Below are 21,219 nucleotides of genomic sequence, written 5' to 3'. Positions count from 1 at the left end.
ATCGCCCCAATAGACTCTACGGCCTCAGCCTCAACCAAATACAAACTCCCCCAGGCACTTCCTTCGCATGATGCTTAGCCTGCGAAGCCAGTTCCGCCAACTGGCTCGCATCCAGCTCCCCGCAAACCTCCGAGCGCAGATGCACCACCCCAATCGACAACGACAACAACGCAAATTCCTGTCGAATCCCCTGCCGGTTCAACGCCGTAAAGCACCCAGCCTCCAGATGCTCAGGACGATAGAACCGGCGGCAATGGGTCTGGAAGTCGCTCAGCAGCTGGTTCAGGCGCTTGCGCCAGTCTTCCGGGCCGAGGACCAGCAGGAAGTCGTCGCCGCCGATGTGGCCCACGAAGTCGCGGCTGGGGTCGATGCGTTCGTTCAGGCATTGGGCCAGGCACAGCAGGACTTCGTCGCCGCGACCGTAGCCATAGATGTCGTTGAAGGGTTTGAAGCTGTCGATGTCGACGTAGCAGATCACCGCTTCCTGTCGCTGTTGCAGCAGACGGGTAAGGCATTGCTGGATCGGTACGTTGCCCGGCAGCAGGGTCAGCGGGTTGGCATAGCGGGCCTGTTGGATCTTCAGTTCGGTGATGAGCTTGAGCACGTCGATCACCCGGCCCAGCCCCAGGTAGTGACCGTTGAGGGTGATGATGAAGTCTTCTTCGATGCGCTGGCGGGCGCGGCTGGTGATGAGGCGGCTGACTTGTTGCAGCGATTGGCTCAGTTCCACGGCCAGGAAATCATCGCTCATCAGGCGGCTGATGGGTTTGCGGGCGAACAGGTCGGTGGCGAAGGGTTTGAGCAAGGCGTCCGAGAGTGAATGGCGGTGGACGATGCCGCAGGGGCGGTTCTGATTGTCCAGCACGGCCAGGGAATTGAGGTTGGCCTGGCGCCGAAAAGCGTCCAGGACCCGTGCTGTAGGGGTGTCATGGGGCATGGCCGGTTGCTCGTTGAGCAGGGCACTGAGGTCGTTGATTTCATCGCTCAGCGGCACCGTGCCGCTGTCCTGCCTGGGCATCAGCGCCTTGGCATCCCGTGATGGCTGTTCCTGAGGGCGGGCAAGCAGGTATCCCTGGACCAGATCGACGCCCATTTCCATCAGCACCGCCAGTTCTTCCGGCAGTTCGATGCCCTCGGCAATCACTTGGGAGCGGGACGTCCGGGCGATCTTCAGGATCGAGCCGACAAACTCGCGCTTGAGGGCGTCCTGGTGAATGCCGTCGATGAAGTGGCGGTCGATCTTCACGTAATCGGGCCGCAATTCGGACCACAGCCGCAGGCTCGAATAACCAGCGCCAAGATCGTCCAGGGCAATGGAGAAGCCCATGGCCCGGTAATGATGCAGCGCGTTCTGCAGAAGCTGGAAATCATCGATCGGGGTTTGTTCGGTCAGCTCGATGACCACCTGGCTGGGCGGGATGCCGAAGTCCTGCAGCAGTTGCAAGGTGCGTCCGGTCTGGTGCGCCGACTCCAGCAGCGACTCGGGCGAGACATTGAGAAACAGCTTGCCCGGCAACTTTTGCTCGTTGAAGCGTTGGCAGGCGCTGCGTCGGCAGGCCAGTTCCAGTTCACTGAGGCGTCCGGCCTGGCGGGCCACGGAGAGCAAGGCGATGGGAGAGTGCAGCGGGCTGTTGGACGGCCCGCGGGTCAAGGCTTCGTAACCCAGGATGCGTCGTTCGGACAGGCATACGATCGGTTGGAACAGACTGTGCAAACCGCTTTGAGCCAGGATTGAACTCAAGGCACTCAGCTGTTCGGTCGTGGTCATGGCGATCTCTGGCGATAAAAAAAGGACCGGGCACCTTGGTGGGGTGCCCAGTCCTGTATTTCACGACAGACTGATGTCAGTTTGATGACAGTCCGACGAGAGTCACCATTAAATGGCCATCATCCTTGCTTGGCGACCGCTGTATTGAGTTTCAGGTAATCCAGCAGGATTCGCCCGGTCTCGCTCAGGTACGCATCGTCTTCCGGCTTGGTCTTTTCCGGTTCGGTGATCAGGTCTTCGTCTTCTTTCTTCAGTTCCTTGAGCGGCTCTTCGCCCTTGGCCTTGCGACGCAGGTTTTCCATCGCCAGTTGCTTGGCCTCGATGTCGGCATGCTGGGCGCGACGGTCGGCTTCGTTGAGGCTGACGGTTTTCTCCAGCATCAATTTCTGCGCCAGGGCCAGCTTGTCACGGATGAACACGAACTCGGCATCCTGAGAGGTGCGGTTGTCGTGGTCGGACTTGAGCTGGGCCAGGAACGGTTTGAACGGGTCCACCGCCGGTTTGATCGCTGGTCGGATGGTGTCCCATGGCATGGCTTCGGGCAGGGCGCTTTCGCCGATTTCCTTGGTGTCGATGATCGACGGGTAATCGATGTCAGGCAGCACGCCCTGGTGCTGGGTGCTCTGGCCGGACACCCGGTAGAACTTGGCCAGGGTCAGTTTCAGTTCGCCATGGTTCAGCGGCTGGATGGTCTGCACGGTGCCTTTGCCGAAGGTCTGGCCACCGATGATCAACGCCCGGTGATAGTCCTGCATGGCGCCGGCAAAAATCTCCGATGCCGACGCCGACAGGCGGTTGACCAGCAAGGCCATCGGCCCTTTGTAGAACGCGCCCGGGTTCTCGTCTTCGAGTACGTCCACCCGGCCATCGGCGTTGCGCACCAGCACGGTAGGGCCCTTGTCGATGAACAGGCTGGTCAGTTCGGTGGCTTCCTGCAAGGAGCCGCCGCCGTTGTTGCGCAAGTCGATGACGACGCCGTCGACCTTGTCCTTCTGCAGCTCGGTCAGCAGCTTCTTGACGTCGCGGGTGGTGCTCTTGTAGTCCGGATCCCCGGCGCGGAACGCCTTGAAGTCCAGGTAGAAGGCCGGGATCTCGATGACGCCGAGCTTGTAATCCTTGCCATCCTGTTTCAGGTTGAGGATCGATTTCTTCGCGGCCTGTTCTTCCAGTTTCACCGCTTCGCGGGTGATGGACACGATCTTGCTGGTCTGGTCGTTCGGCGCATTGCTGGCCGGAATGACTTCCAGGCGCACCACCGAGCCTTTCGGGCCTCGGATCAGCTTGACCACTTCGTCCAGACGCCAGCCGACCACGTCGACCATTTCCTTGTTGCCTTGGGCGACACCGATGATCTTGTCCGCCGGGCTGACCTGCTTGGTCTTGTCGGCAGGGCCCGCCGGTACCAGGCGCACGATCTTCACCTGGTCGTTGTCGCTCTGCAGGACCGCGCCGATGCCTTCCAGGGACAGGCTCATGTTGATGTCGAAGTTCTCCGCGTTATCCGGCGACAGATAATTGGTGTGCGGGTCGTAGGACATGGCGAAGGTGTTGATGTACGCCTGGAAAACGTCTTCGGCGCGAGTCTGGTCCAGGCGGGCCAACTGGTTCTTGTAGCGCTTGGTCAGGGTTTCCTGGATCTGCTTGGAATCCTTGCCGGCGATTTTCATGCGCAGCACCTCGTCCTTGACGCGTTTGCGCCACAGGTCATCGAGTTCGGCTGTGCTCTTGAGCCAAGGGGCGTCCTTGCGGTCGACCAGCAGGGTTTCCTTGGCATTGAAGTCGATCTTGTCGACGCCTTTGTTCAGCTCGGCAATGGCGTAATCCAGGCGCGCCTTCACGCGGTCCAGGTAACGCTTGTAGATGACGAACCCGGCGTTGAGGTCGCCGCTCTTGAGGAAGTCGTCGAACTGGGTCTTCCACTTGTCGAATTCAGCGATATCGCTGGCCATGAAATAGCTGCGCGACGGATCAAGCAGCTTCAGGTAGCTGTCATAGATGATGACCGAGCGCGCGTCATCGAGCGGTGGCTTGCTGTAGTGGTGGCGCTTTAGCAACTCAACGACGTTAAGGCTGGCAATCACCTCGTCGCGATCAGGTTGAAGCTTGTCCCAGCTGTTGGCTGCGAACGTATCGCTCGACAGGGGTAACAGACCGAGGCCAATGACAAGCGCGAGGGCGGTACTGGGGAACAGGTGCTTCATACTGATTCGACGCAGGGACAATTGATAACGCATATTAGGCCGTCTTTGAAGTCGCCGGTTCCATGTGGCCCGGGCGCATAATGCAAGAAAGCCCGGCGTTACAGCAGCGGGCCCAGTCGAGACTCACTATGGAGGCACCGTGAAAGCATTGCAAGGCGTTGAAGGCCAAGTGGTATGGGCTGATGAGCCAAGTCCGACATGCGACGTAGGGCAAGTTCGCATTCGTGTGGCGGCTGCCGGCCTGAATCGGGCCGATTTGTTGCAGAAAGCCGGACTTTATCCGCCGCCTCCCGGGGCCAGTCACGTGCTGGGCTTGGAGTGTTCCGGGATCATCAGCGAGGTTGGGCCGGGCTCGGCCTGGCAGGTGGGCGACCGCGTGTGTGCCTTGCTCGCCGGCGGTGGCATGGCCGAGGAGGTGGTGGTCGATGCCCGGCATGTGCTGCCGGTGCCCGAGGGCCTGTCCTTGGCTGAAGCCGCCGCGCTGCCTGAGGTCTACAGCACTGCGTGGCTGAATCTGTTCCAGTTGGCAGGCCTCAAGCCGGGGGAAAAAGTGCTGCTGCACGCCGGAGCCAGTGGCGTCGGTTCCGCTGCAATCCAACTGTGCAAGGCGTTTGGCAACCCATGCTGGGTCAGTGTCGGTTCTGCCGATCGGCTGGCTTATTGCGAGGCGCTGGGCGCCCAGGGCGGGGTTGTGCGGGCGGACGACATCGAGCGCTTGAACGACTTCGCGCCCTTCGACGTGATCCTCGATCCGGTGGGCGCCAGCTACGCCAGACTCAACGTGAAACTTTTGTCAGTTGACGGGCGTTGGGTGTTGATCGGGCTGATGGGCGGACGGGAAAGCCACCTGGACCTGGCGAAGATCCTCGCCAAGCGTATCCAGTTGCTGGGTTCGACCCTGCGCAGTCGCGACGATCAATTCAAGGCCGATCTGCTGCGGGAGCTGGGTGAACATGTCTGGCCGTTATTCACCGAGAAACGCCTGAGCCCACAGTTGGCCGCGACATTCCCGATCCAGGAAGCCGAGGCGGCGTTCGCCGAGCTGGCGACCAACCAGGTATCAGGAAAATTGGTGCTGGTGATTGATGAAAGCCTGAACTGAGTGGACCCGTGGAGCGACAGTGGGGCCTGTGGGAGCCGAGCTTGCTCGCGATTGCGTCGGATCAGTTTGCAGCGTAGTTGACTGACCCACCGCCATCGCGAGCAAGCTCGGCTCCCACAAGTATGGGTGCCCGAACATTGCTTTCATGAACCCGCCAAAACCTGTGGGAGCGAGCCTGCTCGCGATGGCGGCACCACAGACAACATCGTGCAAGCTGACCCACCGCTATCGTGAGCAAGCTCGGCTCCCACAAGGTTTCAATGTCCGGGCATTGGTCCGAACCGCCATTCTTGACAGTAGACGTTACCTGCTGTCCGCCGGTTAATACCTTCATGGTTGTAGATCCACGCCCCCTCTGCGGCGAAATTCGCGACGTCAGCGTATTGGCGTGAACAAGCCATTGTTCTGTATTCCCCGTACAGGTCAGTTTGATTTCACTCACTAGATGGATATACACCCTGTCAGGTCTGCCAGTAGACGGCGTGAAGACAGCCGCTCTAGATTTGCCTCGAGAGCCATAGAGGTCTCTCTGATAGTTTCCCTGACAGAAGAGGTGTTGTGATGGCCAAACAAGAGATCCGCCTGTCCAAAGAAGATATTGACGGCGACAGCTCACCCGATATTCTCGTGGAGTTCTATAAAGACGAGGCGCTACAGTTCGCGACTTTTATCTCCGCTTCAAAAACGAACGGTGCCTACGATACCGTCAACGTCAAGACTGATACCGATGCTGATGGCGATATGGACGTGCAGGACGAAAATGCCCTGCTGGAACTGGCCAAGGCCTTTTCCGTGTTCGAGTAGTGTGGGGGGATGTCTGCTTACGCCGCACTACGGACATTAATGTTCGCACGCTCCCTTATCTGCTTGGAGTCGATCCGGGCACAAGTGCCATCGGACACTTCGGAACAAGGAGTCAATCCGCGCCAGCAGACAGTCATGGCACGCTTCCCTGTGGCGAGGGAGCTTGCTCTCACTGGAGTGCGAAGCGCTCAAAAAAAGCGGGCTGCTGCGCACTCAAGCGGGAGCAAGCACCCTCGTCACAAGGGCCTGTATTCCATTCATTGATCCGGTAATTGCTCGAACTGTCATTCCTGACAGTAGGCAACCCCTGACTTTCGCGCCTTTAATCGAACCCGGTACCGCCTTGAGTGGAGTCCAGCCATGTTGGTCTCAACAACAACGAAAAAAATACTTCCCATTGCCTTTGGCATTGCACTGTTGCTGGGATGCAACGCGACTTCACAACATGCACAACAGCTGAATACCAATAATGCTGACGAAGTAGGCAGGCAGACAGCGATCAATCTGACCGCTCGTTATTATAAAAACGTGGCCGATTGCGGTCCCACCTCGCCGGCGTACCTGTGTTCGGGAGTTTTGTTCAGAGGAACACAGCCATCCGCCTCATATTATTTCTGGAACCCCAGCCATTTTTCAGTGGCAAGCGGCGGCGTATCTTTCTCGTACTTGAGGGAAGATTCGAAGTACATCTCCTTGACCTATGGCTATAACAACGGCTTCATTTTTCACGCTTACAATGATTCCAAACAGGCGCTCAAGCCAGAAATCCTGTGTTCGTTTCCCGTGGACGGTTGGACGTTCGAAAGAGACGACAAAGGTTGCGGCCAATACCGGACGTTTCCAGGCACAAGTCGGGAATGCCAGTCCCAGGGGATCACCACCGCCACCCAATGGCTGACGCACTTCCAGTCCGTTGCGTCGGCGCAACGGCCACACCATCAGTGCGGCTTCAATGTGCGTGCTTCACTCGGTACAGCTTCGGCGAGTGCATTTCACGCCAGCCTCGAGGCGCGAACGTTGGGTAATGGCGATCCGGCCATAGGCCCGGTCCAGAACGAAGTGCGCGTGGCTACCTGGGCACAGAATGCAGGCCGTGACTTACCGATCGAAGCGCTTTTCTACACTGCAGGAGGATTGCTTGGTGCCCAGCAGTATCAGAGAGATTTTTACGCTGAAACCGACCGATGGCTGCCGATTATTCTCTTGACGTTACCCACGACAACGACGGGTGACGCGACATTCGTCTATCGCAGCGCTGACCAGGCATTTCTTCTTGGCGGGCCGCTGTCCATCGACCGCACGCCGTTGGCAGTGGATGGTTTCAGGATCTTCGCTTCCTGGCCCGCGACGGGAGCTGATGCTCCCGGTAACACAGTGACCCGCAGGGCAGCGGGTGGAACCCCGCCCTACCGGTACACGTCCAGCAATACCCAGGTGGCGACGGTCACGGCCAACGGCCAGGTGACAGGGTTCAGACGGGGTAATGCGGTGATCACCGTATCTGATTCGAGCACGCCGGCGCAGTCAGCAACGTATACGGCCCAAGTCAGCAATACTTGGTTGCTGGGGATCGTGGTGCCCGGCACCTTCACGAGTCTGGCGGCTTTTCATCAATGGCTGAGAACCGTCGGCGGATACCTGATCAACAGCAGTGGGCAGCTCCAGACGCTGGAGAGCCTGTATGCCCGGCCTTTCCCGCTGCCTCGCGGCAGGTATTGGCTCGGTGAGCATGGCGGCATTTGTCCGGCGGGTTACTACACCTACTACCACGCCGAAAATACCCATGGAATCGCCTGTGCATTACCTGGCGAAAGCAGCGTGAGCGGTGCGCTGTATGTCGTGCCTTATTGAGCAGATGCCAATGAAGGCCGCTGCTCTGGGCTCTCCCGGCGAACGTCGGCTTATTTCCAGCTGTGAATCGGCCACCCCGCCAATTCGGCATGGGCCTTCAACACCGGATCCGGGTTCACCACATGGGGATAGTCCACCCGTTGCAACAGCGGCAGATCATTGCGTGAATCAGAGTAGAAGCTCGCCCCCTCCAGGTTTTCTTCCTCGGCGTCCAGCCAGTCCAGCAACCGGGCGATCTTGCCTTCACGGTAGGTCAGGGTGCCCACGGTCTTGCCGCTGTAGGCCCCATGGGCCACTTCAAGCTCGATCGCCAGGATCTCATCGATGCCCAGGCGCTCGGCAATCGGCCCCACCAGATGCGTGCCCGAAGCCGAGATCACCAGGATCCGGTCGCCGGCCTTGCGGTGTTCGGCGATGGCCTTGGTGGCGTCGCTGAAGATGATCGGTTCGATGAAGTCTTCCACCCAGGGCGTCACCAGGTGTTCGACTTCTTCCGGTGTGCGGCCGATCATCGGTTCCAGGCTGAAGTCCATGTACTCTTCCATGCGCAGCTTGCCGTGGCTGTAGGCGTCCATCAGCTCGTTGTTGCGACGCATGAACGACTCGGGATCGACCCAGCCCAGACGCCCCATCTGCTCGCTCCAGAGGGTGGCGCAGTCGCCGTGGATCAGGGTTTCGTCCAGATCAAAAATTGCCAGGGCCATCAGTGCGTTTCCCTTCTCAATATCAGCTTCAAAATCAACACAGCCATCAGGCTACCTCACACAGGGCCGACGGATCGATGGAAAGCGCCAGGCGGGCGCCATCGGGATGCAGGTCGGCCGCCGAACGGTTGAGCACGTCTACCACCAGTTCCACGCCGCGGGCTTCGACCCGATAGCGGATCACGTTGCCTAGCAGGCTGTGGCTGCGGATCAGCGTATCCGGTTCGCCGCTGCGACTCAGCTCGATGGCTTCCGGGCGGATGGCGATACGACTGTTCACCGGCCGTTGCAGCAGTCGGGTGGCGCTGTCGGCGTCCAGCAGGTTGTAGTTGCCGATGAAGCCGGCTGCGAAAACGTCGACCGGCGCAGTGTAAAGGGTTTCGGCATCGCCGCTCTGTACGATCTTTCCCTGGTTCATCAGGAAAATCCGGTCAGACATGGTCAGGGCTTCTTCCTGATCGTGCGTGACGAAAATCGTGGTCAGGCCCAACTCGCGTTGGATCTGTCGGATCTGTTCGCGCAGGTGTTTGCGAATCCGCGCATCCAGGGCTGACAGCGGCTCGTCCAGCAGCAACAGGCGCGGCCGGGTCACCAGGGAGCGGGCGAGGGCAACGCGCTGGCACTGGCCGCCGGAGAGTTGATGGGGGTAGCGGGTGGCGAACTCGTGCAGTTCCACCAGGCGCAGGATCTCCTGCACGCGCTGGCGGCTATCTTCGGCCTGGATCTTTTGCATGCGCAGGCCGAAGGCGACGTTCTGTTCAACGGTCATGTTGGGGAACAGGGCGTAACTCTGGAACACCATGCCGATGCCGCGTTTTTGCGGGCTCAGGGGGACGATGTCCTGGCCGTCCAGCAGGATCTTGCCGGCATCCACCGCCGTCAGTCCGGCAATGCAGCGCAACAGCGTGGATTTGCCACAGCCGGAAGGGCCGAGGAGGGTGACGAATTCACCCTTGCCGATTTCGCAATTGATGTCGCTGAACACCGGCGTGCCCGCGTAGCCTTTTTGCAGGTGTTGGACGCTGACGTAGCTCATTGGCTTTTGTCCTTGTTCAGAATGTTCGCCGCCCAGGTCAGGACCAGTACGAAGAAGAAGTAGGAAATCACCAGGGCACTGGTGAAGTGGCCGCTGCTGTTGCGCATGTTGTTCAGGTAGACCTGCAGGGTTTCATAGCGGGTGCCCACCAGGATGTTGGCGAACACGAACTCACCGAACAGGAAGGAGAAGGACAGCAGCAGCGCCACCATCAGGCCCTTGCGCAAGTTGGGCAGCACCACCAGCAAGGCCGCCTGGAAGGTGCTGGCACCGAGCAGCTGCGCGGCGTCCATCAGGTCGCGCAGGTTGATGGCCTGCAGGTTGTTGGTGATCGCGCGGTACATGAACGGCAGGGCAACGGTGAAGTAGCAGCCGATCAGGATCCACGGCGTCCCCACCATTGCCAGCGGGCCGGAACCATAGAGTTGCAGCAGTCCTACCGACGACACCACCGGCGGCACCGCGAAGGGCAGCAGGATGAGGATGTTCATCAGTGCGTCGAGTTTCGGGAAGTGGTAATGCACCACGAACAACAGTGGCAGGATCAGCACCACCGAGAGCACCAGCGCGCCGACGCAGACGATCAGCGACTGGCCGAAGGCGCTGAGGAAGCGTGGGTCGCTCCACAGTTGCACGTACCATTTGAAGGTAAAGCCTGCGGGTAGCACGGTGGCCGACCAACTGCTGGCGATGGAATAGATCAGCGTGCCGGCCAGGGGCAGCAGCAGTATGGCGAACAGCAGGTACACCACGGCCCGATGATAGAGGCCGACAGGGCTCGATTCAGCGCGAGACATGGTAGCTCCTCTTGAGCAGTAGCTGATGGACGACGGTCACCAGGGTCATCAACGCCACCAGCACCACGGCCAGGGCGCTGGCCATGTTCGGGTCGAGGGAGATGTCGCCGGAAACCATGGCGGCGATACGAATCGGCAGCACGTTGAAATTGCCGGTGGTCAGCGCGTACACCGTGGCGTAGGCACCCAGGGCGTTGGCCAGCAGGATCACGAAGGTACCCAGCAGCGCCGGGGTCAGCACCGGTAGACCGATGTGCCGCCAGAACTGCCAGCCGTTGGCGCCCAGCAGCGCGGCGGACTCGCGCCAGTCTTCGCGCAGCGCGTCGAAGGCCGGATAGAGCAGCAGCACGCCCAGAGGAATCTGGAAGTAGGTGTAGAGGATGATCAACCCGGTTTTCGAGTACAGGTTGAAGTCTTCGATGATCCCCGCCTGCTTGAGCATGAGGGTGATGCTGCCGTTGAACCCCAGCAGAATGATGAACGCGAACGCCAGGGGCACGCCGGCGAAGTTGCTGGTCATGTTGGCGAAAGCGTTGACGAAGTTGCGCAGCTTCGAATCGACCTGGCGCAGTGAGTAGCTGCCGAGCACTGCGATGATGATCCCGAACACACTGGACCAGAAGCTGATTTCCAGGCTGTGCTGGATCGCTTGCAGGTAGAACTTCGAACTGAAGATCTTGCTGAAGTTGGCCAGGCCCCAACCGAACTCTTCCGACTCCAGGCTGTTGACCAGCACCCAGAGCAGCGGGGCGATCTGGAACACGATGAAGAAAATCGCGAAGGGCACCAGGCACAACGCTGCCAGCCATTTGCCGCGCGTCATGGCATTCACTTGAGCAACTCCTGGCAATAGGGTTTGTCGTGAGCAACACCGAGCAACTGGCAGAGGGTGCCGCACAGTTCGGTCTGCCGGGGATTCGCGGCGGGGTCGAGGCTGAAGCTGTCCCCAAACACGAACAGCGGCACCTCCCGTTCTTCGGCCAACAGGCCGTTGTGAGAGCGATCGTTGCTCATGCCGTGATCGGACGTCACCAGCACCTGATAACCGCCATCGAGCCAGGCTTGCAGGTAGACCGCGAGGTTGATGTCGGCCGAGCGGGCGCTGTTGCGGTATTGCGGGGTGTCGAGGCCATGCTTGTGGCCGGCATCGTCGATATTCATCGGATGCACCAGCAAAAAATTCGGCGCGTAGCGCTGACGCAAATGTTCGGCGTCGGCGAACAGATGGGAATCGGGATAGTGGTCATTCCAGTAGAAATGTCCGTACTGGATCGGCAGCTCGGGGTTGTCGGTATGACGATCCCGCCCAGCCACGAACGGTGAGGTGTTGTAGAGCTCGCTGACCCAATGGTACGCCGCGGCAGCCGTGCTCAAGCCGCCTTCGGTGGCGTAGTGGAAAACGCTACGCTGGTTCGACAGGCGCGAGACGTTGTTGTGCACGATACCGCTGTCGATGGGCGCGACGCCGGTGAGGATGCATTCATAGAGCGGGCGGGACAGGGCCGGCAGTTCACATTCCAGTTTGTAGAGAGCCGCGCGTCCTGCGCTGACGTAAGCCTGCAAATGTCCCATGGCATGCCGGGCGACTTCGTAATTGAGGCCGTCTAGCACTACCAGGATGACGTTGTGCTTCATGGGAAAAAGGCTCCGCAGAGGCAGACCGAAAAGAAGATGCAAGTGTCAACGCGCTCAATGTGGGAGCCGAGCTTGCTCGCGATGAACGATGACACGGTCTTGAAGTTGCACCGCGGCGCCTGCATCGCGAGCAAGCTCGGCTCCCACAGAAAAGCTTGCTCCCACAAGATATCTCCAGCGGATATCCGAGCGGGAGCTACCGCCTCACTGCATATTGATGATCACTTCTTCCTGCCATTTCTGCGGCAGTGCCTTGGAGGTCTTCTCCCAGGCGTCCGCGTCCTTGATCGGGGTCACGCCTTTGTACTGCTCGTTCGGCAGCAGCTTGGCCTTGACCTCTTCCGGCAGTGTCAGGTGCTCGGCGCGGATCGGCCGGGCGTTGCCTTTGGCCAGGTTGATCTGGCCGGCGTCGCTGAAGATGTACTCGCGAGTGAGCTTGGCGGCATTCGGGTGCTTGGCGTATTTGTTGATGATGGTGGTGTAGCCGGAAATCACCGAGCCGTCGGACGGAATCAGCACGACGTAATCATCCGGGTTGGCCATCTTGGCCTTGTAGCTCAGGCCATTGAAGTCCCAGACCACACCGACTTCGACTTCACCTTTTTCCATGGTGGCGATGGTCGGGTTGGCCATGGACAGGCGTCCTTGCTTGGCGATCTCGGCGAACATCAACAGGGCCGGTTGCAGGTTCTTCTCGTTGCCACCGTTGGCCAGTGCCGCCGCCAGTACGCCATTGGCAGCCTGGGCCGCGGTGCTCACGTCACCGATGGATACCTTGTATTTGCCGGTTTTGAGATCAGCCCATTTGGTGGGCGCTTCGGAACCATGCAGCAGCTTCTTGTTGACGATGAACGCGATGGTGCCGGTGTAGGCCAGGGCCCAGTTGCCGTCCTTGTCCTTGGCCCAGTCCGGAACCTGCTCCCAGGTGCTTGGCTTGTACGGTTGAACCACACCCTGCTTGACGGCAATCGGGCCGAACGCCGCGCCGACGTCGCCGATGTCGGCGCTGGCGTTGTCTTTCTCGGCTGCGAACTTGGCGATTTCCTGGGCCGAGCTCATGTCGGTGTCGACGTGTTTCAGCCCGTAGGTCTTGGCCAGGTCTTCCCAGGTGCCTTTCCAGTTCGCCCAGTCATCGGGCATGCCGACGCTGTTCACGGCACCTTCCGCTTTCGCAGCGGCTTCCAACGTTTTCAGATCGGTATCAGCGGCCATGGCGGCGGTGCACATGGCAATGGTCGAGCCTAACAGTGATGCCAGGAAAAGCTGTTTCATCCGAAGCTCCTATGGGCGTTTTCAACGCTGCGATTGCGGTTGTGTTGGCGGTTATGTTGGTCTAGGTCAGCAATACCTGAGCCAATGTAGGCGAGCCCTGTGACATTTTGATGTCGGTGGTGGATGCACCTACACCGATTCGGTTCGCGCGCAGTGGCTGATAGCTAAGCGTAGACCATGGTTAAACAGCTGATATGAAAGGGCTTGGCCGCAAATTTGCAGGTCTGCGGATCGACCGTTCGGCGGTTCTGTCATCTGCCAGTCATGTGCAGTGCCTAGGCTTGCAGGAACGAAAAGCGGCTCGATGCATGCGCCGATCCCGCCCCGAAACAGTGCTGGTCTAGTCCAGATAGGTAACGTTGATGCGCATTGAGACAACCAAAGCGGTGACAACCATCGGGCAGGTCCTGCAGGAGCAGCTTGACCATGGGTTGCTGGCCCCCGGCAGCAAGTTGCCGGCCGAGCGCAAGCTCAGTGAGTTGTTCGGGACCACGCGCATTACCGTGCGTGAAGCCCTGTTGCAGCTCGAAGCCCAAGGGCAGATCTATCGCGAGGAACGTCGGGGCTGGTTCGTCTCACCGCCACGCCTGGCCTATAACCTGATGCAGCGTAGCCATTTCCACGCCATGGTGACGGCCCAGGGGCGGGTGCCTTCGACCCAGGTGATCTCGGCCCGTCTGCAACCGGCCTCGGCGGCGGTGTGTGCCTGGCTGCAATTGCCGGCGTTGTCGAGTGTGATCCAGATCTGCCGTGTGCGGCGTATCGACGAGCGGCTGGTGTTGTATGTCGAGCATTACCTGAACCCGCAGTATTTTCCCGACATCCTCGGATTCGATCTCAACCAGTCCATGACCGAGTTGTACGCCCGTCACTACGATCTGCACTACGGCCGGGTGAAATTCGAAATCGTACCCACGTCTCTACAGCCTGAAGCCGCGGCGGCGCTGAAGGTCTCGGTCGGCAGCCCCGGGTTGCGGATTGCGCGGGTCAATTATGACCAGCATCAACGGCTGATCGACTGTGACCTGGAGTTCTGGCGACACGATGCGATTCATGTCGGCGTGGACGTGCTGGAGGCGGCGTCAGAGTGACTCGTTGAGCTTGGTCATGATCCTGAACAGAACCGTGGCGAGGATCAGCAGCATGCCGATCCACATGGCGAAGACCCCGACATTCTTGTCGCGAAAATTGAAGCCGATGGTCAGCAGGATCATGCCGGCGAGGATGGGCACCAGCATGGCGTTGAAGATGGACGCGGGAATCATGGTGACGGCCTTGTCGGGGTGATAAGGTCAGTCTAGCTGGGGTTCTGCGGAGTCGGGATGACCTGTATCAAACGCTGTTGTGGCGAGGGGATTTATCCCCGCTGGGCTGCGCAGCAGCCCCAACGACAGCGACTCATTTTGGCCTGACACACCGCGCGGTTGGTTTAGGGCTGCTGCGCAGCCCAGCGGGGATAAATCCCCTCGCCACAGGGGATGGTGTCAGGGCAACTCACGACTGGCATAGAACGCGCTCAGCACTTTCACCAGGTGCGCCAGGTCATGGCTGCCGCACAGTTCACGGATCGAATGCATGGCGAAGGTCGGCAGGCCGATGTCCACGGTGCGTACGCCCAACTGGCTGGCGGTGATCGGGCCGATGGTCGAGCCGCAACCCATGTCGCTGCGCACCACGAAGCTCTGCACCGGCACTTCTTCGGCCATGCACAGATGGCGGAAGAACCCGGCGGTTTCGCTGTTGGTGGCGTAACGCTGGTTGCTGTTGACCTTGATGACCGGCCCGGCGTTGAGCTTGGGACCGTGGTTGGCGTCATGCTTGTCGGCGTAGTTGGGGTGCACGCCGTGGGCGTTGTCCGCAGAAACCAACAGAGATTTCTGAATGGTCCGTACGAACTCTTCCCCTTCAGGCAGCAGGCGACGCAGGGCCTGTTCCAGCATCGGGCCGTCGGCGCCACAGGCCGAGCAGGAGCCCACTTCCTCGTGATCGTTGCACACCAGCACGCAGGTTTCTTCCGAGTCGGCGTTGAGCAAGGCTTGCAGACCGGCGTAGCACGACAGCAGGTTGTCCAGACGCGCGCCGGCAATGAAATCGCCATGCAAGCCGATGATCGCCGCGCTCTGGGTGTCGTAGAAGCTCAGCTCGTAATCGAGCACCACGTCGGCGTTCAGGCCGTGTTCGCGGGCCAACTGGTCAGTGAGCACGGCACGGAAGTCGACGCGCTCGTCGCCGGCGAACTGGGCGAGGATTGGCGGCAGTTCGTTCTGCGGGTTGATGGCCCAGCCCTGGTTGGCTTCGCGATTGAGGTGGATGGCCAGGTTCGGAATCGTGGCAATGGGCGCCTTGAAATCGATCAGTTGGCTTTCGACCTTGCCGTCCCGGCGGAAGGTGACGCGTCCGGCCAGGGACAGGTCGCGGTCGAACCACGGCGCCAGCAGCGCGCCGCCGTACACTTCCACCCCCAGTTGCCAGAACCCGTGACGTTGCAGCTCAGGCTGGGGTTTGACCCGCAGGCAAGGGCTGTCGGTGTGGGCACCGACCAGGCGGATGCCGTCGTGCAGCGGCGAGTTGCGGCCCAGCTTGAAGGCAATGATCGAAGAGTCGTTGCGCGTGACGTAATAACGACCGTTGGCCTCGGTGGCCCAGGTCTCGCGTTCGTCGAGGCGCTGATAACCCGCCGCCTCCAGGCGTTGGGCAAGGCTGGCGGTGGCATGGAACGGGGTAGGGGAGGCCTTGAGGAAATCGATCAGGCCCTGGTTCAACTCTGCGCGCATAAATAGCTCCAGACAGCAATGGGCGGAGTTTACCGTATTGGCTGTTGATAGGGAGAGGGTTGAAGTCTACGTTGGTTGTGCCGCCGTCATCGCGAGCAGGCTCGCTCCCACAGGGGATCTTCGTCGAACACAAACTCTGTGTTCAACGCCAATACCTGTGGGAGCGAGCCTGCTCGCGATGAGAGCACCGCAATCCTTCAGAACGGCGCCGGGCACTCGAAGCGAAGGCGCTCGCCGCTTTGCGGATGGGTGAAACTGAGCATGCTGGCGTGCAGGCACAAGCGGGGCCAGGCGGCCAGGGCCTGTGGATGGGCATAGAGCCCGTCACCCAGCAGCGGATGGCCGATGGACAACATGTGCACACGCAACTGGTGCGAGCGCCCGGTGATGGGCGTCAGTTCGACCCGGCACCAATCGCCACAACGTTCCAGCACGCGCCAGAAAGTCAGGGCGTGCTTGCCGTGCTCATGGTCGACCACGTGACGAGGCTTGGTTGGCGGGTCGTAGCGCAGGGGCAGATCGATGCTACCGCTGTCCAGCTCCGGCTGACCCCAGCACAACGCGGTGTAGGCCTTTTCGGTTTCCCGGTCATGAAACTGCCGGGACAGTTCGCGATGGGTGTCCGGATCCCGGGCCAGCAGGATGATGCCGGACGTTTCCCAGTCCAATCGGTGCACGATTCGTGCTTCCGGGTAACCGTTTTCCTGCAGGCGGGTGATCAGGCAGTCCTTGTTGTCGTCGGCCCGGCCGGGCACCGACAGCAGCAGGGTCGGCTTGTCGACCACCAGGACGGCGGCGTCCTGATGAATGATGCGGATGTTGGAAAGGGGCATTGAAAACAGTCTCGGTACAAACGCCAACGGCGGCTCGGATCCATTCCCTGTGTGGGAGCGAGCCTGCTCGCGATTGCGGTGGTCCAGCTTGCATTGAAGCTGAAAGGTCCACCGTCATCGCGAGCAGGCTCGCTCCCACATAGGTTCAGGCCCGAGCCGCCGTGGCTCCAGCTGGATCGATCAGCGATCCGGCAGGGTGATATTGAGTTCCAGAATCGAGCAGCTACCCTGGCTTTCCAGTGCGACATGCACGTCATCGTTGCCGATGTTGACGTACTTGCGGATCACTTCGACCAGTTCCTTCTGCAAGGAGGGCAGGTAGTCCGGGGTGCTGCGTTGGCCGCGTTCGTGCGCCACGATGATCTGTAGACGCTCTTTCGCGACCGAGGCGGTACTGGGCTTTTTGTTGGCACGAAAGAAGTCAAAAAGGTTCATTACCTACCTCCAAACAGGCGCTCGAAGAATCCCTTCTTCTCGACGTTGAGGAACCGGTGTTCCAGGTCTTTGCCCAGCAGACGGTCAACGGTATCGCTGTAGGCCTGGCCGGCGTCGCTCTGGTCGTCGAGGATCACCGGAACGCCCTGGTTGGAGGCCTTGAGCACCGCCTGGGATTCCGGGATCACGCCGAGCAGGCGTACCGCGAGGATTTCCTTGACGTCTTCGACACCGAGCATTTCGCCCTTTTCCACGCGCTCCGGGTGGTAGCGGGTGATCAACAGGTGTTCCTTGATCGGCTCCTCGCCCTTCTCGGCGCGACGGGATTTGCTCGCCAGCAGGCCCAGCATGCGGTCGGAGTCACGTACCGAGGACACTTCCGGGTTGGTCACGACAATCGCTTCGTCAGCGAAGTACATCGCCAGGTGGGCACCTTTTTCGATACCGGCCGGGGAGTCGCAGACCACGAACTCGAACTGTTCCTTGAGCTCCATCAGGACTTTTTCCACGCCTTCCTGGGTCAGCGCGTCTTTGTCGCGGGTCTGGCTGGCGGCCAGGACGTAGAGGTTCTCAAGGCGCTTGTCCTTGATCAGGGCCTGTTGCAGGTTCGCTTCGCCATTGACGACGTTGACGAAGTCGTAGACCACGCGCCGCTCGCAACCCATGATCAGGTCGAGGTTACGCAGGCCGACGTCGAAGTCGACGATGACAGTCTTGTGGCCGCGCAACGCGAGACCGGTACCGATAGCGGCGCTGGTGGTGGTCTTACCCACACCACCCTTGCCGGATGTAACCACGAGAATCTTGGCCAAGGTGTTTCACCCCTAAGGAAAAAGGACTTTGTCAGTCCCTGAAAAACATCTCTTGAAAACTGCTGCAATTGGACAGGCTTGGCTGGAATAGGGTGCTGGGCCGGGTTTACCTCCGGTAAACGCTGCCTGATCCTTTTTCCTACGTCGTTTTAGCCGTTTTCGCTACGTTTTAGAGATGCTTGGAAAATGCGGCAGTATCCGTTAAAGCCGAATGATGTTCAACACGTCGCCCGACAGGCTGACCTGGACGCCAGCCCCCCACAGCGGGTCGCGGCGTAAATCCTCGGAAACCTTGTACTGCCCGGCGATGGAGAGCAGTTCAGCGCTCAATTGCTGACAGAAGATCCTGGCTTTCGTATCGCCCTTGACGCCGGCTAGCGCGCGGCCGCGCATCGGACCGTATACATGGATGTTGCCATCGGCCAGAAGTTCCGCCCCCGGGCTGACCGAGGACACTACTACCAGATCGCCACCCTGGGCATAAATCTGCTGTCCGCCGCGCACGGGCGAGGTAATTACGCGGGTCGGCTTGATCTCGGGCTGCGGTGGTTTTTCCGGTTTCTTTATCGCTTCGGCCGGTGCCGGCTCCAGCAAGCGCTCCCGGGCGCCGGATGGCGGTAGCACCGGAATGTCCACGGCGATGGCGGCGGCGATGTCCTCGATGCGGCTGGCACGGATAGCCAGGGTGCGCAGGCCGTGCTGGCGGCAAACGCGCATCAGCCCCGGCAGATCCACCGAGCCTTCGGTGGCTGGCAGCTTGTCCAGGGCCAGCACCAGCGGGGCATTGCTGAAGAAATTCGGCGCTTGGGCGACTTTGGCCGCGAGCTGCCGGTCAAGGCCCTCCAAGTCGTTACGGGCCAGCTCCAGCACCGTAATGGCGAGCATGCTGCCCTTCAGCTGGAACACGGGATCTTGGTCTAGCGGTTCGGTTTGGCTCATGGTCGGCGTACAACGGCTTGTCACTAAAAGTGCCGAGACTTATAACGAGATCGTCCGCGAGCCGCAAGCCGGGTCGAACGATGTAGAATGCGCGGCCCATGTCTTTATGGAAGCTGTAATGGATCGCCCGCGTTTTCGAAGTGCCTTTTTTCACCCGCGTTTCTGGCTGCTATGGTGCGGCCTGGGGCTGTTGTGGCTGATCGTTCAGTTGCCTTACCCGTTGCTGTTGCGGGTCGGTCGTGTCCTGGGGGCGCTGATGTACCGGGTGGCCGGCGACCGACGGCGCATCGCCAGGCGCAACCTGGAGCTGTGTTTTCCACAAAAATCCGCGGCTGAACGCAAGCGTCTGCTCAAGGAAAACTTTGCTTCCACCGGTATCGCCTTCTTCGAAATGGCCATGAGCTGGTGGTGGTCGCGTTCGCGGCTGGCCAAGCTGGCTCATGTGGAAGGGCTGGAACATCTCAAGCAGGCCCAGCGCGAGGGCAAGGGCGTGATCCTGATGGCCCTGCATTTCACTACGCTGGAAATCGGCGCGGCCTTGCTCGGTCAGCAGCACACCATTGACGGCATGTACCGTGAGCACAAGAATCCGCTGTTCGACTACATCCAGCGCCGGGGCCGTGAACGGCACAACCTCGACTCCCTGGCGGTGGAGCGTGAAGATGTACGTGGCATGCTCAAGTTGCTGCGTGCCGGCCGGGCGATCTGGTATGCACCGGATCAGGATTACGGCGCCAAGCAAAGCGTGTTCGTGCCATTGTTCGGCATCCAGGCGGCGACGGTGACCGCTACCAGCAAGTTCGCCCGTCTCGGCAAGGCGTTGGTGGTGCCGTTCGTCCAGGAGCGCCTGGCCGATGGCAGCGGCTATCGCCTGGTGATCCAGGCGCCGTTGGAGGATTTTCCGGGTGAGACCGAGGAAGCCGATTGCATCCGCATCAATCGGTGGGTGGAGCAGTCGGTGAGCGACTGCCCCGAGCAATACCTCTGGGCCCACCGGCGCTTCAAGAGTCGCCCACCGGGCGAGCCGAAGCTGTACGACAAGCGCGGTTGAGCCAGTAGTTTCCATCCATGAGCACGGAGTGTTGCGATGATCCCAGCTGAACCGGTGACAGGTTTGATTCTTTCCGGCGGCGGGGCTCGGGCGGCGTATCAGGTGGGGGTGTTGGCGGCGATTGCCGAATTGTTGCCGGACGAGGCGCAGAACCCGTTTCAGGTGATCGTAGGAACCTCGGCCGGGGCGATCAATGCGGTCAGTCTGGCGAGCGGGGCGATGCACTTCAAGACGGCCATCGAGCGCTTGACCGCGTTCTGGCAGGCGGTGCGAAGCCATCAGGTCATGCGCAGCGACTGGTGGGGGTCATTGCCCAGGCGAGACGTTTCCTTGGCCATAGCCTGCTGGGCCTGGGCGCCAGGTTGCCGGTGGCGCTGATCGACAGCTCCCCGCTGCGTGAGTTGCTTGAGGCACAGTTCCAGGCTTCGGGTATCGAGCAGGCCATCGCAGAGCACCAATTGCGCGCAGTGGCGGTGACTGCGTTCGGTTATGAGTCCGGCCAGGCCGTGACGTTCTACCAGGGGCGCGGGACCATTGACGCCTGGTTGCGGCACCGTCGGATCGGCGTGCCGACCGTGCTGTCGGTCGAGCATCTGATGGCCAGTTCGGCGATTCCCCTGCTGTTCGCGCCGGTCAAGATCGGCCCGCAGTATTTCGGCGACGGTGCGGTGCGCCAATCGGCGCCCATCAGCCCGGCGTTACACCTGGGTGCGAACCGGGTGCTGGTCATCGGCGTCAGCGGCAACCCCCGTGGACCCGCTGCGGTGGAGCCGGTGGCGCGTAGCTATACCGGTCTGCAACCGACCCTGGCGCAGATCGGCGGGCACTTGCTCAACAGTACCTTCATCGACAGTCTGGAAAGCGATATCGAGTTGCTTCAGCGTCTGAACGGGTTCAGTCATTTGCTGCCCGATGACGTGCCGGCCCACTCCCTGGGCGCGGCGCCGGTGGAGGTGCTGGTGATTTCGCCGAGCCAACCGATTGATGAAATTGCCGCCCGCCATCGCCAGGAACTGCCCCGTGCGCTGCGGTTATTCCTGCGCGGGCCGGGCGCGACGAAGACCAGCGGCGCCAGTGTGTTGAGCTATCTGCTGTTCGAGTCGGGGTATTGCAACGAACTGATCGAGCTGGGTCGCCAGGATGCGCTGGCCCAGCGCGATGAGCTGAGTCGGTTCCTGGGATTGGCCCGAGGGTGATCGCCATCG

At 60.5% G+C, this 21,219-nt stretch carries 19 protein-coding genes and 1 pseudogene; 6 read left to right on the top strand and 14 right to left on the bottom strand.

Annotated elements, in window-relative coordinates:
• Positions 1–16: 16 nt before the first annotated feature.
• Both PCOSP_RS21675 and PCOSP_RS21670 read right to left on the bottom strand, forming a co-directional pair.
• Positions 17–1,768: a bifunctional diguanylate cyclase/phosphodiesterase gene (locus PCOSP_RS21675; RefSeq protein WP_464709498.1), complete on the bottom strand. Its 1,752-nt coding sequence runs from the start codon at positions 1,766–1,768 to the stop codon at positions 17–19.
• 119 nt (positions 1,769–1,887) lie between these two features.
• Positions 1,888–3,969 carry a carboxy terminal-processing peptidase gene (locus PCOSP_RS21670; protein WP_464711983.1) on the bottom strand — a complete coding sequence of 694 codons (2,082 nt, stop codon included), beginning with the start codon at positions 3,967–3,969 and terminating at the stop codon, positions 1,888–1,890.
• 139 nt (positions 3,970–4,108) lie between these two features.
• Here PCOSP_RS21670 and PCOSP_RS21665 point away from each other — a divergent pair, with 139 nt between their 5' ends.
• The 3 genes from PCOSP_RS21665 (at position 4,109) to PCOSP_RS21655 (ending at position 7,726) form a co-directional block, all read left to right on the top strand.
• On the top strand, positions 4,109–5,071 hold the full coding sequence (locus PCOSP_RS21665; RefSeq protein ID WP_024779619.1) for a zinc-binding dehydrogenase: 963 nt from the start codon (positions 4,109–4,111) through the stop codon (positions 5,069–5,071).
• Positions 5,072–5,632: 561 nt separating this feature from the next.
• Positions 5,633–5,875, top strand: coding sequence for a hypothetical protein (locus tag PCOSP_RS21660; RefSeq protein WP_024779621.1), 243 nt, complete (start codon positions 5,633–5,635; stop codon positions 5,873–5,875).
• A 360-nt stretch (positions 5,876–6,235) separates the two neighbouring features.
• The gene (locus tag PCOSP_RS21655; protein ID WP_464709497.1) at positions 6,236–7,726 is read left to right on the top strand and encodes an Ig-like domain-containing protein; all 1,491 of its coding nucleotides are present in this window, start codon (positions 6,236–6,238) and stop codon (positions 7,724–7,726) included.
• A gap of 50 nt (positions 7,727–7,776) precedes the next feature.
• On the opposite strand, the gene PCOSP_RS21650 is transcribed toward PCOSP_RS21655, so the two are convergent.
• The 6 genes from PCOSP_RS21650 to PCOSP_RS21625 all read right to left on the bottom strand — a co-directional run bounded on the left by PCOSP_RS21650 (position 7,777) and on the right by PCOSP_RS21625 (position 13,170).
• Positions 7,777–8,430, bottom strand: a complete 654-nt coding sequence (locus PCOSP_RS21650) for an HAD family hydrolase (RefSeq protein ID WP_454223918.1) — start codon at positions 8,428–8,430, stop codon at positions 7,777–7,779.
• A 46-nt stretch (positions 8,431–8,476) separates the two neighbouring features.
• Positions 8,477–9,466, bottom strand: a complete 990-nt coding sequence (locus PCOSP_RS21645) for an ABC transporter ATP-binding protein (protein WP_464709496.1) — start codon at positions 9,464–9,466, stop codon at positions 8,477–8,479.
• Positions 9,463–10,263, bottom strand: a complete 801-nt coding sequence (locus PCOSP_RS21640; protein ID WP_041021858.1) for an ABC transporter permease — start codon at positions 10,261–10,263, stop codon at positions 9,463–9,465. The genes PCOSP_RS21645 and PCOSP_RS21640 overlap by 4 nt, the downstream gene beginning before the upstream one ends.
• A complete protein-coding gene (locus tag PCOSP_RS21635; RefSeq protein ID WP_464711982.1) occupies positions 10,250–11,086 on the bottom strand; it encodes an ABC transporter permease in 837 nt (278 codons plus the stop codon). Before PCOSP_RS21635 ends, PCOSP_RS21640 begins: the two co-directional genes overlap by 14 nt.
• A gap of 5 nt (positions 11,087–11,091) precedes the next feature.
• Positions 11,092–11,898: an alkaline phosphatase family protein gene (locus PCOSP_RS21630; RefSeq protein WP_024779626.1), complete on the bottom strand. Its 807-nt coding sequence runs from the start codon at positions 11,896–11,898 to the stop codon at positions 11,092–11,094.
• Positions 11,899–12,102: 204 nt separating this feature from the next.
• A complete protein-coding gene (locus PCOSP_RS21625) occupies positions 12,103–13,170 on the bottom strand; it encodes an ABC transporter substrate-binding protein (RefSeq protein WP_139648940.1) in 1,068 nt (355 codons plus the stop codon).
• A gap of 362 nt (positions 13,171–13,532) precedes the next feature.
• On the opposite strand from PCOSP_RS21625, the gene PCOSP_RS21620 reads away from it, so the two are divergent.
• Complete coding sequence (locus tag PCOSP_RS21620; RefSeq protein ID WP_139648942.1) at positions 13,533–14,261, top strand: UTRA domain-containing protein; 729 nt, start codon at positions 13,533–13,535, stop codon at positions 14,259–14,261.
• Here the strand turns inward: PCOSP_RS21620 and PCOSP_RS21615 are convergent.
• The 6 genes from PCOSP_RS21615 to minC all read right to left on the bottom strand — a co-directional run bounded on the left by PCOSP_RS21615 (position 14,253) and on the right by minC (position 18,963).
• Positions 14,253–14,435: a hypothetical protein gene (locus tag PCOSP_RS21615; RefSeq protein WP_139648944.1), complete on the bottom strand. Its 183-nt coding sequence runs from the start codon at positions 14,433–14,435 to the stop codon at positions 14,253–14,255. The genes PCOSP_RS21620 and PCOSP_RS21615 overlap by 9 nt on opposite strands.
• A gap of 219 nt (positions 14,436–14,654) precedes the next feature.
• Entirely contained in the window at positions 14,655–15,944 is a 1,290-nt protein-coding gene (locus tag PCOSP_RS21610; RefSeq protein ID WP_464709495.1) for a M18 family aminopeptidase, read from the bottom strand.
• Positions 15,945–16,141: 197 nt separating this feature from the next.
• Complete coding sequence (locus PCOSP_RS21605) at positions 16,142–16,777, bottom strand: RluA family pseudouridine synthase (RefSeq protein ID WP_003204542.1); 636 nt, start codon at positions 16,775–16,777, stop codon at positions 16,142–16,144.
• A gap of 180 nt (positions 16,778–16,957) precedes the next feature.
• The gene (gene minE, locus PCOSP_RS21600; protein ID WP_007960071.1) at positions 16,958–17,212 is read right to left on the bottom strand and encodes a cell division topological specificity factor MinE; all 255 of its coding nucleotides are present in this window, start codon (positions 17,210–17,212) and stop codon (positions 16,958–16,960) included.
• Positions 17,212–18,024, bottom strand: a complete 813-nt coding sequence (minD, locus tag PCOSP_RS21595) for a septum site-determining protein MinD (RefSeq protein WP_024779631.1) — start codon at positions 18,022–18,024, stop codon at positions 17,212–17,214. The genes minE and minD overlap by 1 nt, the downstream gene beginning before the upstream one ends.
• A gap of 201 nt (positions 18,025–18,225) precedes the next feature.
• Entirely contained in the window at positions 18,226–18,963 is a 738-nt protein-coding gene (minC, locus tag PCOSP_RS21590) for a septum site-determining protein MinC (protein WP_024779632.1), read from the bottom strand.
• Positions 18,964–19,081: 118 nt separating this feature from the next.
• Here minC and PCOSP_RS21585 point away from each other — a divergent pair, with 118 nt between their 5' ends.
• The gene (locus PCOSP_RS21585) at positions 19,082–20,014 is read left to right on the top strand and encodes a lipid A biosynthesis lauroyl acyltransferase (RefSeq protein WP_175363157.1); all 933 of its coding nucleotides are present in this window, start codon (positions 19,082–19,084) and stop codon (positions 20,012–20,014) included.
• A 36-nt stretch (positions 20,015–20,050) separates the two neighbouring features.
• Positions 20,051–21,210: pseudogene (locus tag PCOSP_RS21580) on the top strand (patatin-like phospholipase family protein).
• Positions 21,211–21,219 lie beyond the last annotated feature (9 nt).

The organism is Pseudomonas sp. MAFF 730105, assembly GCF_055380705.1.
This window is presented reverse-complemented; position numbering and strand designations above follow the sequence as displayed.

Coding starts and splice junctions, on each gene's coding strand:
- PCOSP_RS21675 (WP_464709498.1), bottom strand. CDS start 1,768: ATGACCACGACCGAACAGCTGAGTGCCTTGAGTTCAATCCTGGCTCAA.
- PCOSP_RS21670 (WP_464711983.1), bottom strand. CDS start 3,969: ATGAAGCACCTGTTCCCCAGTACCGCCCTCGCGCTTGTCATTGGCCTC.
- PCOSP_RS21660 (WP_024779621.1), top strand. CDS start 5,633: ATGGCCAAACAAGAGATCCGCCTGTCCAAAGAAGATATTGACGGCGAC.
- PCOSP_RS21655 (WP_464709497.1), top strand. CDS start 6,236: ATGTTGGTCTCAACAACAACGAAAAAAATACTTCCCATTGCCTTTGGC.
- PCOSP_RS21650 (WP_454223918.1), bottom strand. CDS start 8,430: ATGGCCCTGGCAATTTTTGATCTGGACGAAACCCTGATCCACGGCGAC.
- PCOSP_RS21645 (WP_464709496.1), bottom strand. CDS start 9,466: ATGAGCTACGTCAGCGTCCAACACCTGCAAAAAGGCTACGCGGGCACG.
- PCOSP_RS21640 (WP_041021858.1), bottom strand. CDS start 10,263: ATGTCTCGCGCTGAATCGAGCCCTGTCGGCCTCTATCATCGGGCCGTG.
- PCOSP_RS21635 (WP_464711982.1), bottom strand. CDS start 11,086: ATGACGCGCGGCAAATGGCTGGCAGCGTTGTGCCTGGTGCCCTTCGCG.
- PCOSP_RS21630 (WP_024779626.1), bottom strand. CDS start 11,898: ATGAAGCACAACGTCATCCTGGTAGTGCTAGACGGCCTCAATTACGAA.
- PCOSP_RS21625 (WP_139648940.1), bottom strand. CDS start 13,170: ATGAAACAGCTTTTCCTGGCATCACTGTTAGGCTCGACCATTGCCATG.
- PCOSP_RS21620 (WP_139648942.1), top strand. CDS start 13,533: ATGCGCATTGAGACAACCAAAGCGGTGACAACCATCGGGCAGGTCCTG.
- PCOSP_RS21615 (WP_139648944.1), bottom strand. CDS start 14,435: ATGATTCCCGCGTCCATCTTCAACGCCATGCTGGTGCCCATCCTCGCC.
- PCOSP_RS21610 (WP_464709495.1), bottom strand. CDS start 15,944: ATGCGCGCAGAGTTGAACCAGGGCCTGATCGATTTCCTCAAGGCCTCC.
- PCOSP_RS21605 (WP_003204542.1), bottom strand. CDS start 16,777: ATGCCCCTTTCCAACATCCGCATCATTCATCAGGACGCCGCCGTCCTG.
- minE (WP_007960071.1), bottom strand. CDS start 17,212: ATGAACCTTTTTGACTTCTTTCGTGCCAACAAAAAGCCCAGTACCGCC.
- minC (WP_024779632.1), bottom strand. CDS start 18,963: ATGAGCCAAACCGAACCGCTAGACCAAGATCCCGTGTTCCAGCTGAAG.
- PCOSP_RS21585 (WP_175363157.1), top strand. CDS start 19,082: ATGGATCGCCCGCGTTTTCGAAGTGCCTTTTTTCACCCGCGTTTCTGG.